The sequence below is a fragment of the Fibrisoma montanum genome, assembly GCF_003583365.1.
Classification (GTDB): Bacteria; Bacteroidota; Bacteroidia; order Cytophagales; family Spirosomataceae; genus Fibrisoma; species Fibrisoma montanum.
Map to the genome: position 1 here is coordinate 117,171 of NZ_QXED01000002.1, position 15,271 is coordinate 132,441.

The 15,271-nt window shown below is 53.9% G+C and carries 9 protein-coding genes; 7 read left to right on the top strand and 2 right to left on the bottom strand.

The window, feature by feature from the left end:
* The first annotated feature begins 204 nt into the window (after nt 1–204).
* The 4 genes from DYU11_RS06355 (at nt 205) to DYU11_RS06370 (ending at nt 5,562) form a co-directional block, all read left to right on the top strand.
* Complete coding sequence (locus DYU11_RS06355; RefSeq protein ID WP_229365717.1) at nt 205–1,839, top strand: tetratricopeptide repeat protein; 1,635 nt, start codon at nt 205–207, stop codon at nt 1,837–1,839.
* A 56-nt stretch (nt 1,840–1,895) separates the two neighbouring features.
* The gene (locus DYU11_RS06360; RefSeq protein WP_119666825.1) at nt 1,896–2,249 is read left to right on the top strand and encodes a winged helix-turn-helix domain-containing protein; all 354 of its coding nucleotides are present in this window, start codon (nt 1,896–1,898) and stop codon (nt 2,247–2,249) included.
* Between the two features lie 561 nt (nt 2,250–2,810).
* Nucleotides 2,811–4,862: a response regulator gene (locus DYU11_RS06365; protein ID WP_119666826.1), complete on the top strand. Its 2,052-nt coding sequence runs from the start codon at nt 2,811–2,813 to the stop codon at nt 4,860–4,862.
* 1 nt (nt 4,863) lies between these two features.
* Nucleotides 4,864–5,562 (top strand): LytR/AlgR family response regulator transcription factor, encoded by a 699-nt coding sequence (locus tag DYU11_RS06370; protein ID WP_119666827.1) that lies wholly within the window; start codon nt 4,864–4,866, stop codon nt 5,560–5,562.
* Nucleotides 5,563–5,580: 18 nt separating this feature from the next.
* Here DYU11_RS06370 and DYU11_RS06375 read toward each other — a convergent pair whose 3' ends face one another.
* Together DYU11_RS06375 and DYU11_RS06380 are read right to left on the bottom strand one after the other, a co-directional pair.
* Nucleotides 5,581–6,225: a response regulator gene (locus DYU11_RS06375; RefSeq protein ID WP_119666828.1), complete on the bottom strand. Its 645-nt coding sequence runs from the start codon at nt 6,223–6,225 to the stop codon at nt 5,581–5,583.
* 10 nt (nt 6,226–6,235) lie between these two features.
* Nucleotides 6,236–9,346, bottom strand: coding sequence for a sensor histidine kinase (locus DYU11_RS06380; protein ID WP_229365718.1), 3,111 nt, complete (start codon nt 9,344–9,346; stop codon nt 6,236–6,238).
* 547 nt (nt 9,347–9,893) lie between these two features.
* On the opposite strand from DYU11_RS06380, the gene DYU11_RS06385 reads away from it, so the two are divergent.
* The 3 genes from DYU11_RS06385 (at nt 9,894) to DYU11_RS06395 (ending at nt 15,119) form a co-directional block, all read left to right on the top strand.
* Nucleotides 9,894–12,650, top strand: a complete 2,757-nt coding sequence (locus tag DYU11_RS06385; RefSeq protein WP_119666830.1) for a TonB-dependent receptor — start codon at nt 9,894–9,896, stop codon at nt 12,648–12,650.
* Between the two features lie 43 nt (nt 12,651–12,693).
* A complete protein-coding gene (locus DYU11_RS06390) occupies nt 12,694–13,953 on the top strand; it encodes a right-handed parallel beta-helix repeat-containing protein (RefSeq protein WP_119666831.1) in 1,260 nt (419 codons plus the stop codon).
* A gap of 65 nt (nt 13,954–14,018) precedes the next feature.
* Nucleotides 14,019–15,119 (top strand): phytase, encoded by a 1,101-nt coding sequence (locus DYU11_RS06395; protein ID WP_119666832.1) that lies wholly within the window; start codon nt 14,019–14,021, stop codon nt 15,117–15,119.
* Nucleotides 15,120–15,271 lie beyond the last annotated feature (152 nt).

Consider the following 15,271-nt stretch of genomic DNA (forward strand, 5'->3'; position numbering starts at 1 on the left):
ATGCGAACCGCATTGAAGTCTATTGCATCTGAGAATTATCAAATTTCCAGCCAGCGTTTCGCCACGCCGGTTACCGCTCAACGGCGTTGACTTCACAAAAACTTCACGTACCAAATCCCGGCGACTACTTATCTTCATGCGGTGAATTAATGTACAATGCGACCCTTTTGCCTATATTTTTCGGCAGATCATCTGGTAATCAGGGTGCCTGTCGCCTGCTGGTTTATCCTGGCGATGTGGCTTACCGAAGCCAGGCCGGGTAATGCGCAGGCGACCACAGCCGGGCCGGTTGTATCGGGTATTGACCAGCTGGCGCGTCAACGTCCGGATTCAGCGTACCTGGTGATCAAACAGGCGCTGGCAAAGGCTACGGCCGAGAACGACCGGATTGCCGAGGGAGACAACCTGCAGCAGCTGGGACTGCTTTTTTACCACCAGGGCAACTATTCGCAGGCGATCAACTACCTGTTGCAGGCCCAGAAACTATTCCGGACGGCCAACGTACCCGACCGGCTGGCCCGCAATCTGAACGAACTGGGTACAGTGTATTATTACAATCGGCAGAGCAGCCTGGCCCGTAAACAGTTTGACGAAGCACTGACCCTCTACCAGCAAATTCGCAGCCGGCAGGGCATGGCCCGGACGTACGGCAACATCGGGCACCTCTACGAAAAAGGAGGGGATCTTAACCAGGCGTTCCGCTACCAGCGACTGGCCCTGGCCAACTACCAGGCCGTAAAAGACCCGTCGGGACTGTCGAAGATTTACGAGAACCTGGGGAGTATCTACGAGGATCGGGCGCAGTATGATTCGGCCCGGTACTACTACCAGAAAGCCCTGAGCATGAGCGATCAGAGCCGCGACGAGATCGGGCGGCTGGAAATCGTCAATAACCTCGGGGATCTGTACCGGAAAACCGGCCGCTACCCGCAGGCGCTGAACATATATTATCAGGTGAAAAACCTGGCGGGGCAGAAAGGCGAGCGGTACCAGCTGAATGGTGCCTACCGTGATCTGGGCAAAACCTACCAGTTGATGAACCGGCATGATAGCGCCTATCATTACTTCGAACTAAGCCACGACCTGACCGACCAGATTTATGCGACGGATAATAACCGGCAGATTGCCCTGCTGCAAACGCTGTATGAAGTGGAGCAGAAAGACAGCGAAATTGCTCAACTGAGCGCCGAAAAGCGAATCAACGTCATCCTGACCGTAACGGCGGTGCTGGTGCTGGTGTTGATCGGTGTGCTGGGGGCGGTGGTCATCAGCCGGCAGCGGCTCAAGATCCAAAACGAACAGGCGCTGAACCAGCAGAACCAGGAGATCTTCCGCACCCAGAACGAATTGATGCAGGCCGAGCTGACCAACAAACAACTGGCCGAAGAAAACCTGCGGTACCAGCTGGAACTGAAAGGGAAAGAACTAACCTCGCACACCCTGCACCTGATCCAGAAAAATCAGGTACTGGAGGACCTGAAGAGCGACCTCAATACGATTCTGAAAGACGACAAGCGGGACCAGCGCAAGCAACTCAAACAACTGGTTCAGAAGATTGGACAAAGCTTCAGCCAGGATAAAAACTGGAACGACTTCCGTACTACGTTCGATCAGGTCCATCCCAACTTCTTCAGTAACCTGACGCGCCACTTCCCCGATCTGACCGCTACCGACCTGCGGCTGATCGCCCTGCTAAAGATGAATATGAACTCGGCCGACGTGGCCACGATGCTGGCCATTTCGCCCGATAGCCTGCGGGTGTCGCGCTACCGGCTTCGTAAAAAACTGGGTCTGGCCGAGGGTGAGTCGCTGTCGGGGTACATTCAGCGGTTTGTGTAGCGACCGATAAAGGGAAGCTTTTATCTTAGCCGGTCAGAACCGATTTAGTTGTCAGCATGAATACACTTCGCCTTAACGGCCGCATCTGGCTTGAAACCATGTCGGACGATGCGACCGAGCGGTTTTTTGGCATTGGCCGAATGGAACTGCTGGGCCATATCCAGCAGACGGGCTCGATCAACCGGGCTGCCAAAGCCATGCGGATGTCGTACAAACGGGCCTGGGACTTAGTCCAATCCATGAATAAGCAGGCCGATGCGCCTTTGGTAGTCACACAAACGGGGGGCGATAAAGGCGGGGGGGCCGTGCTGACGGCCGAAGGAGAAAAATTCCTTGCCTACTATCGCGGCCTACAGGAGCGGTTCCAGCAGTTTCTGGCCGACGAAGTAGCCAACCTGCCGCCTGGCTGATAGCCGCCGGGTTTGTGTAGCGGTCCGTACAGGTGCTGTGCACGGGCTGCACGTACTGGATGGCCAGGCTAGACCTGCCCGCATACACAAAGGGCCACTGCAATCGTAACGATCACAGCAGCCCCGATTCAAGTGAACGGTGGGTAACACTTTGTTTAACAAGCACTCATCTGGCTGTCAGACCGGCCTTCGGTATACGAATTGCCCGCAGCGACTGATGTAGTGATGTTGCTTTTGAGGCCATACGCCCGAACCTCGGTCGGTAGCCTCGTTTTCTCATGGTGATCGCCCCGAAAGGATGACCTAAAGGTACGTTGACTGATCACCCCCGGTCGGGCGTTTTCGATGAAATGCAGGTTTCAGCCGTTTTTTGGTAGGATTTCCGCCGAAAGGAGATTGTTACTAAACTGAATTTAGTATTAAATAAAAATCTGAACTAATAACGTAGTAGTCGTTTATAGTGTGGTGTTTTGCCACTATTTTTATGCAGTTATGGGATAGTGGTTAAACTTTAGTAAACCGGATCATACACCTCATCACTACTTCACTCGTCCATCAATCATGAATCGTAAGAAGCTTGATACGGTAGCCGTCTTGGCCGCGCAGGAGCGGGCTGCTCGTATGCAGGCTGAGACCATGCTGGAGCAACGCACGAAAGAGCTTACCCTGCTCAACGAACAGTTGATTCAGGTAACAGCCAGCCTTGATCAGCTGCGAAAAAGCGAGGAAAAATACCGCGGCATCATGAATAACATGGATCTGGGCCTACTGGAAGTAGACAACGACCAGATCATTGTTCGGGCCTATGACCGGTTCTGTCAGATGATTGGCTACCGCGAGGATGAGCTGCTCGGGAAAAATGCGGGTGAACTGTTCTTGAAGCCAGGAGACGCTGATGTGCTTGAGAAAGAGCAGGAAAAGCGGAAACATGGTCTGTCGAGTTCCTACGAGTTACCGCTGCTGCATAAAGACGGGCATACCATCTGGGCGCTCGTCAGTGGTGTGCCGATCCTGAACGAAAAAGGGCAGGTTGTCGGCTCCATCGGCATTCACTACAACCTTTCTGAACGTAAACAACTGGAACAGGAGCTGGAGAAAGCCCGGCGTCTGGCGGAAGAGGCCCGAATCGCTGAAAATCAGTTTCTGGCGAACATGAGCCATGAAATTCGGACGCCCCTCAACGCCATCATCGGCATGACCAACCTGCTGTATGATACGTCGCCGTCTGCCCAGCAACAGGAATACCTCGACATGGTGAGGTCGTCGGCCGACTTGCTGTATGAACTGGTTTCCGATTTGCTGACCATGGCCAGGATTGATGCCGGGCGGATTGACATTCGCCCCGAGCCGTTCAGCCTGATCGATTTGCTCAAAACCCTGGGGCATGAATTCAGGGAAAAGCTGACGAATTCGTCGGTTCGCTTTGAGCTGGCCATCGAGCCTGGTCTGTCAGAAAGCTTCATCGGCGACGGGGCAATCTTACGCCAGATTCTGAATACCCTGCTGAGCAACGCCGAAAAATTTACCGAAGAGGGAATGATCCGGCTTTCGGTCCGGCTACAGAAGCTGGAAGGTAATAAAGCCTGGATTGAGTTTGCCGTAGCCGATACCGGCATGGGCATTCCGGACGATAAACGCGGGCAGATTTTTGAGAAATTTCAGCAGGTGAGTCACCTGGAGCTCAGGCACAAAGGCGTGGGTATCGGCCTGACCATCGCCAAACGACTGGTTGATATGCAGGGCGGTCAGATTGGTGTGCAGAGTACGATAGGGCAGGGCACTGTGTTTACCGTTTCACTGCCCTACGTAATGAATAGTGTAAATAGCCAGTCGGGAACGGCAGACTCAGCCGCCCTCGTCGGCCAAATGAGCGTGCTGGTGGTAGAAGACAATCTGATGAACCAGCGGTACATCAGTGCCCTGCTCACCAAATGGGGGGTAACGTATCAGGTAGCTAAAAATGGCCAGGAAGCGGTAGACGTTGCCCGGCACACCCGGTTTGATCTTATTCTGATGGATATCCAGATGCCCGTTCTGGACGGCTACGAAGCAACCAGGGCGATTCGGGCCTCGCCCAATCCAAACCAGCAGGTTCCTATCGTTGCGTTGTCGGCTTCGGCCATGCTGGACCATCGCGAGAGCCTGCATGCAACCGGTATGAACGACTTTCTGGGTAAGCCATTCTACCCCGCAACGCTCCTGGAACTGCTTCAGAAATACGCACTGGAAAAAGCCAGCGCGACCCCGGAGACCATAGACCTGACCGCGCTGGACCAGCAGCAGCTCATCGACCTCTACGGCGACGATGCGGAGTACGCGGCCGATATGTTTCAGACATTTCTGGAACAGATTCTGCCGGAGTTCGACGCCTTTGAACCGCTGATCCGTGAGCAGCAATGGACAGCCGTTCGCCAACTGGCGCACAAGCTGAAACCTACGCTGCGAATGGTAGGCCTCCCAACGCTCGAAAAAATGATGGCACGGTTAGAAGAAATGGCATCAGAACATCCGGATGGCGTTGAGGTTCAGACGCTCTGGCGTAGCTTCTACTCCGAGTTGACAAGTAAAAAATCTTTGATTGAGGCCCAGTGGCAACGCTACCTAACCAGTTGATATGATCCTCAAATGCATCATCGTTGACGACGAGCTAATGGCCCGAAAGTCGCTGCAGCGGCTTTGTGAGCAACACGAATCGCTGGCACTGGTAGCGGTCTGTGAACAGGCCGATGAAGCACTCAGGGTACTGACGGAGCAGGAGATAGACCTGATCTGGCTGGATGTCGAAATGCCGGGGTTATCCGGTTTCGACCTGCTGGAACGGCTCCCGACAACTCCGCTGGTTGTCTTAACCACAACAAAGACCGAATACGCCTTTGATGCGTTTCAGTACCAGGTTGCGGATTATCTGAAAAAGCCTATCGCCCTCCCCCGGTTTAACCTCGCCGTCGAAAAAGTACTGGACTTGAGCGACCACAGGAAACCCGTTCAGCCGCCGATCAACCCCCGCAGGGAAATTTACGTCAAGACCGACGGTCGCTACATCCGCATTCCCTACGAGACGATTTCATACATCGAGAACATGGGAGATTACGTCAAAATCATCACGAACACCCAGGCCGTTGTGGTGTATACTACCATGAAATCGCTGGAAGAAAAGCTGGGCCGGGAGTTTCTCCGGGTACACCGCTCGTATATCGTACACCTGGATAAGATCGTCGATATTGAAGAGAACAACCTGCTGATTGCCAATAAAGTAATCCCAATCAGCCGCGCAAACAAAGCCGAATTGATGAACCGCTTAAACGTACTTTAAACCGGATAGGCCGGCCGTTTAGAGCCCCTGTTCATTGGCAAACCGGATCAGTTCAGCCAGGCTGTTGATGTCTAGTTTATAATAAATGTTCTTTCGGTGCGTCTTCACGGTTTCTTCGGACAGAAACAGGCGCTGGGCAATTTCGCTCGTTGTCAAACCATGTTTCATCAGGACGATGATCTCCAGTTCGCGGGGCGATAGCTTGAAGCGTTTGACAAAGTCATCCTCCAGGTGCAGATCGCCGGCTTTGCCGCCCAACCGTATGTCGAAGTAAGTGCCACCCTGCCCAACACGGTCCAGGCAGGTGATTAACTCCTGCTGAGAGGCACTTTTCAGGAGGTAGCCCGCTACACCAATAACTTTCAGTTCTTCCACAAACTTCTGGTAGCTATACATTGACACGATAATCACCCGAACGTCCGGAAATTCCCGCACAATCTGCCGCGCAATGTCGAGGCCGGTACGCTGCGGGAGATTGATATCCAGCAGCACCACATCCGGTCGCCAGGTATGAATGGCCGGTACGACATCGGCCCCGGTGTACACCTGCTCGACAACCCGGAAGGGCGTACCGTCAAAGGTGAGCAGGTTGCGCAGCCCATCGTTGAACAACTGATGATCGTCGGCAATAAGAACGGTAGTGGGCTTGATCCCGGAAACCATAATCTGGGTATTAATACGGCACGTCGAGGGTGATGGTCGTGCCGGCTTCTCCAGAGTCGACTACCAGTTTCGACTGCAGGTAAGCCGCCCGGGAGTGAATGTTACGCAGGCCAATTCCGGCTTGTCCGTTCCTGGCTGCCACAGCGTATCCCTGGCCATCATCCTCGACCAATAAAGATACGTGTTGCGGATAAAAAATCAATTGTACCGTAATAGTACGGGCCTGGGCGTGTTTAATGGCATTGCTGATGAGTTCGACGGCAATGCGGTAGATGGTCAGTTCGGTTTCGTGATCCAGGCGCCGTTCGTCGCCGAACGTAATAAACAGAAATTGAATCTTGGAACCTGCTTCGACCCGCCTGACAATTTCACGGATGGCTTCGGTCAGCCCAAGCTTGACAAACTCGGGTGGCATGAGATGATGAGCGATATGGCGCAGGTCAGCGATGGCTTTCTTCATGAGTTGGATGGGGCCTTCCAGCTCGTCGTGCGGTCGATGAAGGGTTTGCAACTGCCCTTTGATGACCGATAGCGTTGCGCCTAAATCATCGTGGAGATCGGCCGCCAGCCGTTGGCGTTCTTCTTCCTGGGCCTGCAACACCCGTTTCAAATTCGTCCGTTGCCGACGGAGCCGGGCGCGGGTATAAAGTCGGATGGATACGACCGCCAGTAATACCAACAGCAGGCCGGCCAGGAGCCTGAACCAGGTGGTTTGCCACCAGGGCGGGTGGATGATAACCCGCAAAGCCACGCCTTTATCGTTCCAAACGCCATCGTTGTTTGACCCTTTGACCCGAAATACGTACGTACCAGGGGCCAGGTTGGTGTAGCTGACGTACCGGCGCGAACCGCTGTGTACCCAGTCTGGCTCAAGCCCGTCCAGTTTGTAAGCGTACTGATTTTTAGCCGGGTTTGTATAATCCATCGCAGCAAACTCAAAGGAAAGAAAATTCTGGTCGTAGGTCAGCTCAACGGGATCGGTGCCTGTTTTGCCGGGTAGCGGAGTGTCGAATAACTTAATCTGAGTTATAGCCAGTGGAGGAACGTGCCGGTTGATGGTCAGCTGGCGAGGATTAAACGTAGTAAAGCCGTTATTGCCTCCAAAGTATAATGTACCGTCTTTTGTTTTGCAATGAGCCTGTCGAAAGCCATTGCTTTGTAGTCCGTCGTTGACATCGTAATTGGAAAAGGTCGTGCGATTAGCCGAAAACCGGGAAAGCCCTTTTGTGGTGGCCAGCCAGAGATACCCCTGGCTGTCTTCAGTGATAGAAAAGATGGTGTTGTCGCCCAGCCCGTTAGCTTGTGTAAACGCCTGAAATGTTTCTGTCTGGTAGTCGAACCGGCAGAGGCCGCCACCCAGAGTGCCAAACCATAGGTTTCCTTTTGAATCCTGAGTGATGCAGGGAACGCCATCCGACGTGATGCTGCCGGGCTTGTGCCGATCGGGTCGGTAGTAGGTGAAACGACCCGTTTTTCGGTCTAACCGATTCAACGCAACGCTCACGGTACCAATCCACAAGTTACCCCGGTCGTCTTCCAGTATAGACGTAATGTGAGTGTCGCTGATCCCGTTTTTTTGCCGAGGGGCGTAATAAACGACCTGACCTGTTTTAGGGTTGAAGCTCTTAAGGCCGTAGGTCGTACCCAGCCAGAGCAGTCCCTGTCGATCTTCATACAGCGCTAGAATCGCTGCCTGGCCACTCAGCCCTGGATACCGCTTGGTTTGTCGTGTTAAACAGCTAAACGTTCCTGTTTTTGGGTTGAACAGGGCCAGTTCGCCCCCGCTGGCCACCCATAGATTTCCTTCCCGATCTTCAAGCATGGCCTCAGCGTTCCAGTTAGGCAGACTCGTTGGATCAGTGAGGCTGTGCCGATACTGTGTAAATTGACCAGTTCGCTGATCCAGCCGGTTCAACGCATTGCTGGTGCCAATCCAGACGGTGCCCGATCGGTCCTCCAGGATGGACTGAACAATCTCATTATTCAGCGAACGGGGATCGTACGGAAGTGGCCCGTAATGGCGAAAAGGGTGGCTAAGATTGACTTTGTCAATGCCTTTGCCGTACGTGCCAACCCATAGTAAACCGGACCGGTCGACCAGCAAAGACAGCGCACAGTCGCTACTTAGGCCGGATCGATCAACCGGGTTGTGGCGGATGTGGTCGAATTGCCTGCGTTTTGTGTCGAACCGAAACAGACCCTCGCTGGCGCAGCCTAACCAGAGATTCCCCTGCTGATCCTCCGCAAAGTGGCGGAAGTGCTTGTTAGTGAACGTATTGATGGTTTGAGAAGGGCTCAGTCCATACGGGTAATGAATAAAGGTCTCCGTTTTTCGATCAAACTGGTTGATCCCATTGTCAGTGCTTACCCAAAGCCTGCCGGCCCGGTCCTCGTAGGCTTCCCACACTTTATCGTGGCTTAAGCTACGCGGATTAGTGGGGTCGTGACGGTACGTAGTCAAACTGACCTGCGGAGGTTTACCCGGACCGGTCAACCTCACCCGCATGCCATGCAGCCCACTGTCCGTGCAAAGCCAGATAGTACCTGTTTTGTCGCCGTAGATGGTATTGATAACCGGAATGACGGATTTCCCCTCAGCCGACTGTTCGGACAGCAAGGAAGCATAGTTGATGCGGGAATAGGCACCGGTTTTTTTATCGAATCGCCGAAGTTCGGCCTGGCCGTTGGAGACCCAGATGAACCCGTCCTGGTCTTCGCAAAGCGAATGAATGCTGCCCTGGCGAAGTGTAAGCGGTGATGGCGGGTAGCAGGTAAATGTTTCTGTCCGCCGGTCGAATTTACACATACCCTGGCCCATTAAGCCAATCCAGAGATTGCCATCCCGGTCCTCCATGAGCTGGGGTATTGAATTGCCGGCCAGTGAGGTCGTATCGCCGGGAATCTTTTTGTACGTAGTCAGGGTGTAGCCGTCGTATTTATTAAGACCATTGTCCGTAGCAAACCACAGGAAGCCATAGCTATCCTGGAGCATAGCGTAAATCAAATGATTGGAAAGCCCCTGATTGACCGTAAGGTGTTCAAACCGGAGCTGAGTGGGCTGGGCCTTACCCGCTGCGGCAGCGATAAGCAGCCACAGGGCTATCCACCACGAACGAATCATAAGAAACGGGAGAGATATGATCGGGTTGAAAGTAACATGCGACCGGTGACTAAAAAATACCCCTTTCGGGGTATAGGCTACGCCCGGAGAAGCCCGGAAATTTACAACGGTTAATGCACAATGTCACGTAACCACAGCAGGCTTTCTGTTCTATCCACAGACCATATCGCCCATCCATACCAATCTCTTCACTCCACCCGTTCGTTCTTCAGGTAAAGGAAATTTGTTTAGCCGGAATGCGCTGACAGCATTCCGGCTTTTTCTTTTTGCACAACGAGTTTGTGCTCGCCTTAACAATAGCGTAACAGCTTGTTAATAATAAGATAATGGCAGGCCTGTAACGGTATATAACACTGGTATTCAGTTGTTTATTATTTGTTTGTTCACGTTGTTGCCTGCTTGTTAACGCCCGTTGTTGCCTTGTTGCTTTTTTGTTCACGGCCCTGAATAGGTCTCCTCCTCTATTTCATCTGACCTTTGTCCTGTCGAAACGGTACAGCCACTACAGCACGTAGACTGCCCCTCCGGCAAAGACATGTAACAGGCAATGAAAAACGTATATCTGATCTTGATGGGGCTCTTCGTTTCGCTTCAGGCGGTGGCGGCTACGGTCAGAGGCCGGGTGGTCGAATCGGCTACCGGGGAGCCGGTCATCGGGGCGAACATCCTATTCGAAGGGAACAGGCTGCATGGTGTATCGGGGCTGGATGGATCGTACGTTGTCCGCAACGTGACCCCGGGGCAGTATCGAATCAAAATCAGCTATCTTACTTACAAAACCCTGGTCAGGTCAATCACTGTCGATAAAGATGAGACCCTCACGATCGACTTTACAATGGAGCTGGCCGAAGACCGGATGCTTCAGGAAGTAGCGATCGTTGCCAGGCGCGACGGTGCCAGCGACAACACGGCCCGTAACCTGGAACGGAATGCCAACCAGGTTATGAACATTGTGTCGGGCAAAACCATCCAGCTTTCGCCCGATCTTACCGTAGCGAATGTAATTCAACGCGTTTCCGGGATTTCAATCGAGCGAAACAGCAACGGCGACGGCCAGTACGCCATCCTGCGCGGTATGGACAAGCGCTATAACTACACGCTGGTCAACGGCGTCAAGATTCCGAGTCCTGACAACCGCTACCGCTACGTCCCGCTTGATATCTTCCCTTCCGAGCTGCTCGACCGGCTGGAGGTTTACAAAGCCCTCACGCCCAGCATGGAGGGCGATGCCATCGGCGGGGCTGTCAACATGGTCATGAAGGATGCGCCGGATAGCCCATCCATTATGGCCAACCTCTCGACGGGTTTCAGCGAGCTGTTTTTCGACCGGGATTTTATGCGGTTCCAGACCGGACAGGTAAGCAGCCAATCACCCTACGAACGCTTCGGAAATCAGTACAACGCGACGGCTACCGATTTCTCAAAGGCTACGTCGACCTATACCAACAGTCGGCCGGCACCCAACCTGCTTGGGGGCCTGTCGATCGGCAACCGGTTCTTCAACCGGAAGCTGGGGGTGATCCTGGCCGGTAGTTATCAGAATACGTACCGGGGCAGCAATAGCCTGTTCTTCGATTTCGAAACGGTCGATACGTTGCGGGGCGTGACGCTGACGGAACAGAACGAACGGTTGTATTCTGAGCAGCAAACCCGCTACGGTATCCACGCCAAGCTGGATTATCGGCTCAGCCCGCGGCACAAGCTGCAGTGGTACAATGCTATCATGAGCCTGACCAATGCGCAGGTCCGGGATACCAAATCGACTCAGTTGACCATCGGCGGCTATGACCCGGAACTGGGTAATGCGACGCTGGGGTACTCGACGCGGTCGCGGCTGACCAAGCAGCAGATTTATACCAGTACGCTTCAGGGGGAACACAAACTACAGGATGCCCTGCGGCTGCAATGGTCGGCGGTGTATTCAGAAGCTACGAACGACGTACCCGACAACACGACGATCCCCCTGCTGGGCGAACGCAGGAACAACGTCGAGACCCGTACGACGGTTGGTAATGCAACGCGCCGGTGGGAGCATAATTCCGACCGCGATCTGGCTGGTTACCTCAACCTGACCTACACGACGTCCATCGCAGGCATTGCCATCGACTGGATGGCGGGCGGTTTATACCGCGACAAGCAGCGGGCTAATTTCTACAACAACTACCAACTGCGGCCAACGAATCTGCTGGCCCGCTACGGCACCGATTTTGCCAACTACGCCGATATTGCCTGGACCGTTATCAACCCCCGCGGTGCCGTAGCAACGGCCCTGACCTACGACGCCAGCGAAGTGATCAAGGCGGGCTATGTTCAATTTAAAACCCAGACGCAGCGAACGGAGATAGTGGGTGGTGTCCGGGTTGAAAACACCGATCAGGGGTATACGATGCGGTTCCAGATTGGCGAAGATCGGCCGACGGGCCGGCAGGTATACACCGACGTACTGCCGAGTCTGCACATCCGCTACATGCCTCAGGAGCGCACGAATCTTCGGGCGTCTTACTTCCGGTCGATCAACCGGCCGGGCTTTTTCGAGATCGTACCGTATCGCATCGTGCAGGAAGAATACCAGGAGCGGGGCAACGCGGATCTGAAGCGGGCCATCGCCGACAACATCGACCTGCGCTACGAATTTTTTCCCCGACCTTCGGAGCAGTTCATGGTGGGCGCTTTCTACAAGCGGCTTCAGAACCCGATTGAATACACCCTGCAGCGTGACGCCATTCGCGGACAGGATACGTACTACTCGCCGGGCAACTTCGGCAACGCCAGTAACTACGGACTTGAAGTTGACTTCATCAAGTACCTGAAAGTGTGGGGCATCAAGGCCAACTACACCTATACGCACTCCCGGATCACAACCGCCAAGTCGAAGCGAATTCGTAATCAGACCGGCGATCTTGAAACCATCACCGTCAACCAGACCCGCCCGCTGTATGGACAGTCGGCGCACGTAGCCAACCTGTCGATGCTCTACAAGAATACGGAGAACGGCTGGGATGGTCAACTGGCCCTGAATTACACCGGCGACCGGATCAATACCGTTTCGCAGTTTGTGGACAATGACCTCTGGCAGAAGGGGTTTGTTCAGATGGACGCTTCTGTCGAAAAAACGTTCGGGAAAGGCTTCAGCTGCTTCGCCAAGGCCAATAACCTGCTCAATACGCCCCTGGAAGTTTACATCAAAAACGCAAGCCCGAAGAACGAAGGCGTTCCGTTTCAGTCGGAATCGGGCCAGACGCTTGTGCGCCGGGACTTCTACCAGCGCTCGTACCTGCTCGGACTTCGGTACCGATTTCAATAACACCTAGTACCAAACATACTATCACGTATCACAAGCAAACCTCATGAAAAAGTTACTAATCTTCGCTGCGCTGTCGACCGTACTCGTTACGGGTTGTAAGGAAGAAACCAGCACCACCGATCCTACCCCGCAGCCGGTCGTTCAGGAAGCCGTTTCGGGTGAAGTGTCCGGGGTCTGGAAAAAAGGAAGTACCTACAAGATCACGGGCCACCTGCAGGTTCCGGCCGGTAAGACCCTGACTATTGAAGAGGGCGTAACGGTTTTGATGAACGACTCGACGGTGAAGCCCGAGATCGTCGTGCGCGGTAATCTGTATAGCCTCGGCACGACGCAGAATCCGGTAAAAATCACCGTTCCGGATGCCTGGAAAATCGCAAAAAATGAATTTGGTGCCCTGTGGGGTGGTATCGTAGCCGCTCCGACCTGCGCGGAGTTCGTTATGCAGAACACCGTTCTGGAATACGGTGGTGCCGTTACGACGGAAACGTCACCGTCTGTAAAAGGCGGCTTGTACAAAGCGGCTGCCGGCGAACGGATCCCGGCTATTTATTACTCGAACGTAAACGGTCAGTTTGTGGTGACAAACAGCATCGTTCGTAACTTCTACGAAGACGGTTTCTACCTCGAAGGGGGTAAGGTAATCGTGGCGAACAATAAGTTCTACACCACGGGTATTGCCAACGGCGACGCCATCAACATCAAATCGGGCGTCGTGGCCGACGTAGCGTTTAACCTGATCTACAGCCCCAACACCAACGGTCTGAAGCTGTCGAACTCCGGCGACCGTACTCCGCAGGCTTACGTGATTGGCTACAACAACACGATCCTGAACGCCGGCTGGCGCAGACCGACTACCAAAGGCGGTTCAATCTGGCTCGAAAAAACCGTGCGTGCCGATCTGTACAACAACCTGCTCGTGAACGACCGCTTTGGCATCAAACGCGACAAGGGCGCTCCGGAAGATAACCGCTCGAAAGTGAGCAACAATATGTACTACGCCTTCACGCAGGAGGCCGTTAACCAGTTCCAGCCGTCGACGGAGATTCTGGCGGGAAGCAACGACATCATCAGTAAAACGGCCGGCGACAACGATCCGAAATTCGTCAACTACCCGCTGAACACGGCCATGACGAACGCTACGTTCAACCAGGCATGGGATTTCAACGTACAGGCCGGATCGCCGACGCTGGGCAAAGGCACTACCAGCTTTACACGCAACTACGCCAATGGGTTGACCATCAATGGCGTAACGTACAAGTCGCCTGAGCCGACGACTACCATCGGTGCTTTCGGCACGAAATAAGGTGTTTATTCCCCGGTCTGGCCCGATCGGACCGGGGATTTCCAGTTTTTAACTCTGAACGGCCAGTGAATTCGTCAAAACTCATTCTTTACGGTTGCCTGCTGCTCTCGGGGCTGGAACAGAGCTGCCGGACCGAAGCCCAGACGGCGGCTGCGACCACGCCGATTGGGGAAACCATTGTTAAACCAGTTGTCATTACGGATCCTGTTCAGCATGATTCGGATGATCCGGCGGTATGGATTAACCCGCAGGACCCGACTAAAAGTCTTATCATCGGAACGGACAAAGAACAGGACGGTGGACTGTACGTGTTTGATCTGAACGGTAAGATTCAGACCGACAAGGTGGTAAAAGGCCTGCAGCGGCCCGACAACGTAGATGTGGAATACGGCCTGATGCTCAACGGTAAACCTACCGATATCGCCGTCACAACCGAGCGATTTACCCATAAGCTGCGGATTTACTCGCTGCCGGATATGAAACCGGTCGATGGGGGCGGGCTTGATATGTTCGTCGGTGAAACGGGTACCGCCTTCCGCGACCTGATGGGAATTGCCCTGTACAAGAACAAAGCCGGGCAAACCTACGCCGTAGTGGGCCGCAAGAGTGGACCGACGGATGGTACGTACCTGTGGCAGTACCTGCTGGCAGATAACGGATCGGGCACCGTAAAAGCAACGCTGGTGCGCAAATTTGGGCAATACAGCGGCCTGAAAGAGATTGAATCCATCGCCGTCGACGATGAGCTTGGCTACGTTTATTACTCCGACGAAGGCAAGGGCGTCCGGAAATACTACGCTGATCCGGAAAAGGGGAATCAGGAACTGGCTCTTTTTGCCTCGACCGGCTTCGCCGAAGACCACGAAGGGATCTCAATCTATAAGCTGACTGATAAGACAGGTTATATTCTGGTATCGGATCAGGGAGCCAATCGGTTTCACATTTTCAGCCGGGAAGGAACCGCACTGAATCCGAATCAGCATGACCTGATCAAGGTCGTTACTGTCAGTGCCCACCAGAGCGACGGCTCCGAAACGGTATCCGTACCCCTGAACAGCCAGTTTCGCTACGGCCTGTTCATCGCCATGAGCGACGACCGGACGTTTCAACTCTACCGCTGGGAAGACATTATGGGTAAGGACCTGAAAAAGATTGCGCTGAAGTAACACCGGCCTGCACAACGCCCTGCCCTGACTAGTTGAGACGCTAGCCAGGACAGGGCGTTTCAGTCTGACTAACTTGTCCAAACGCCCTGAATTAAGCCCCTGTTTGTCCGGCCAGCTACGTTCTCTGGGGTAGCCGGCAAGATTATAAGTGC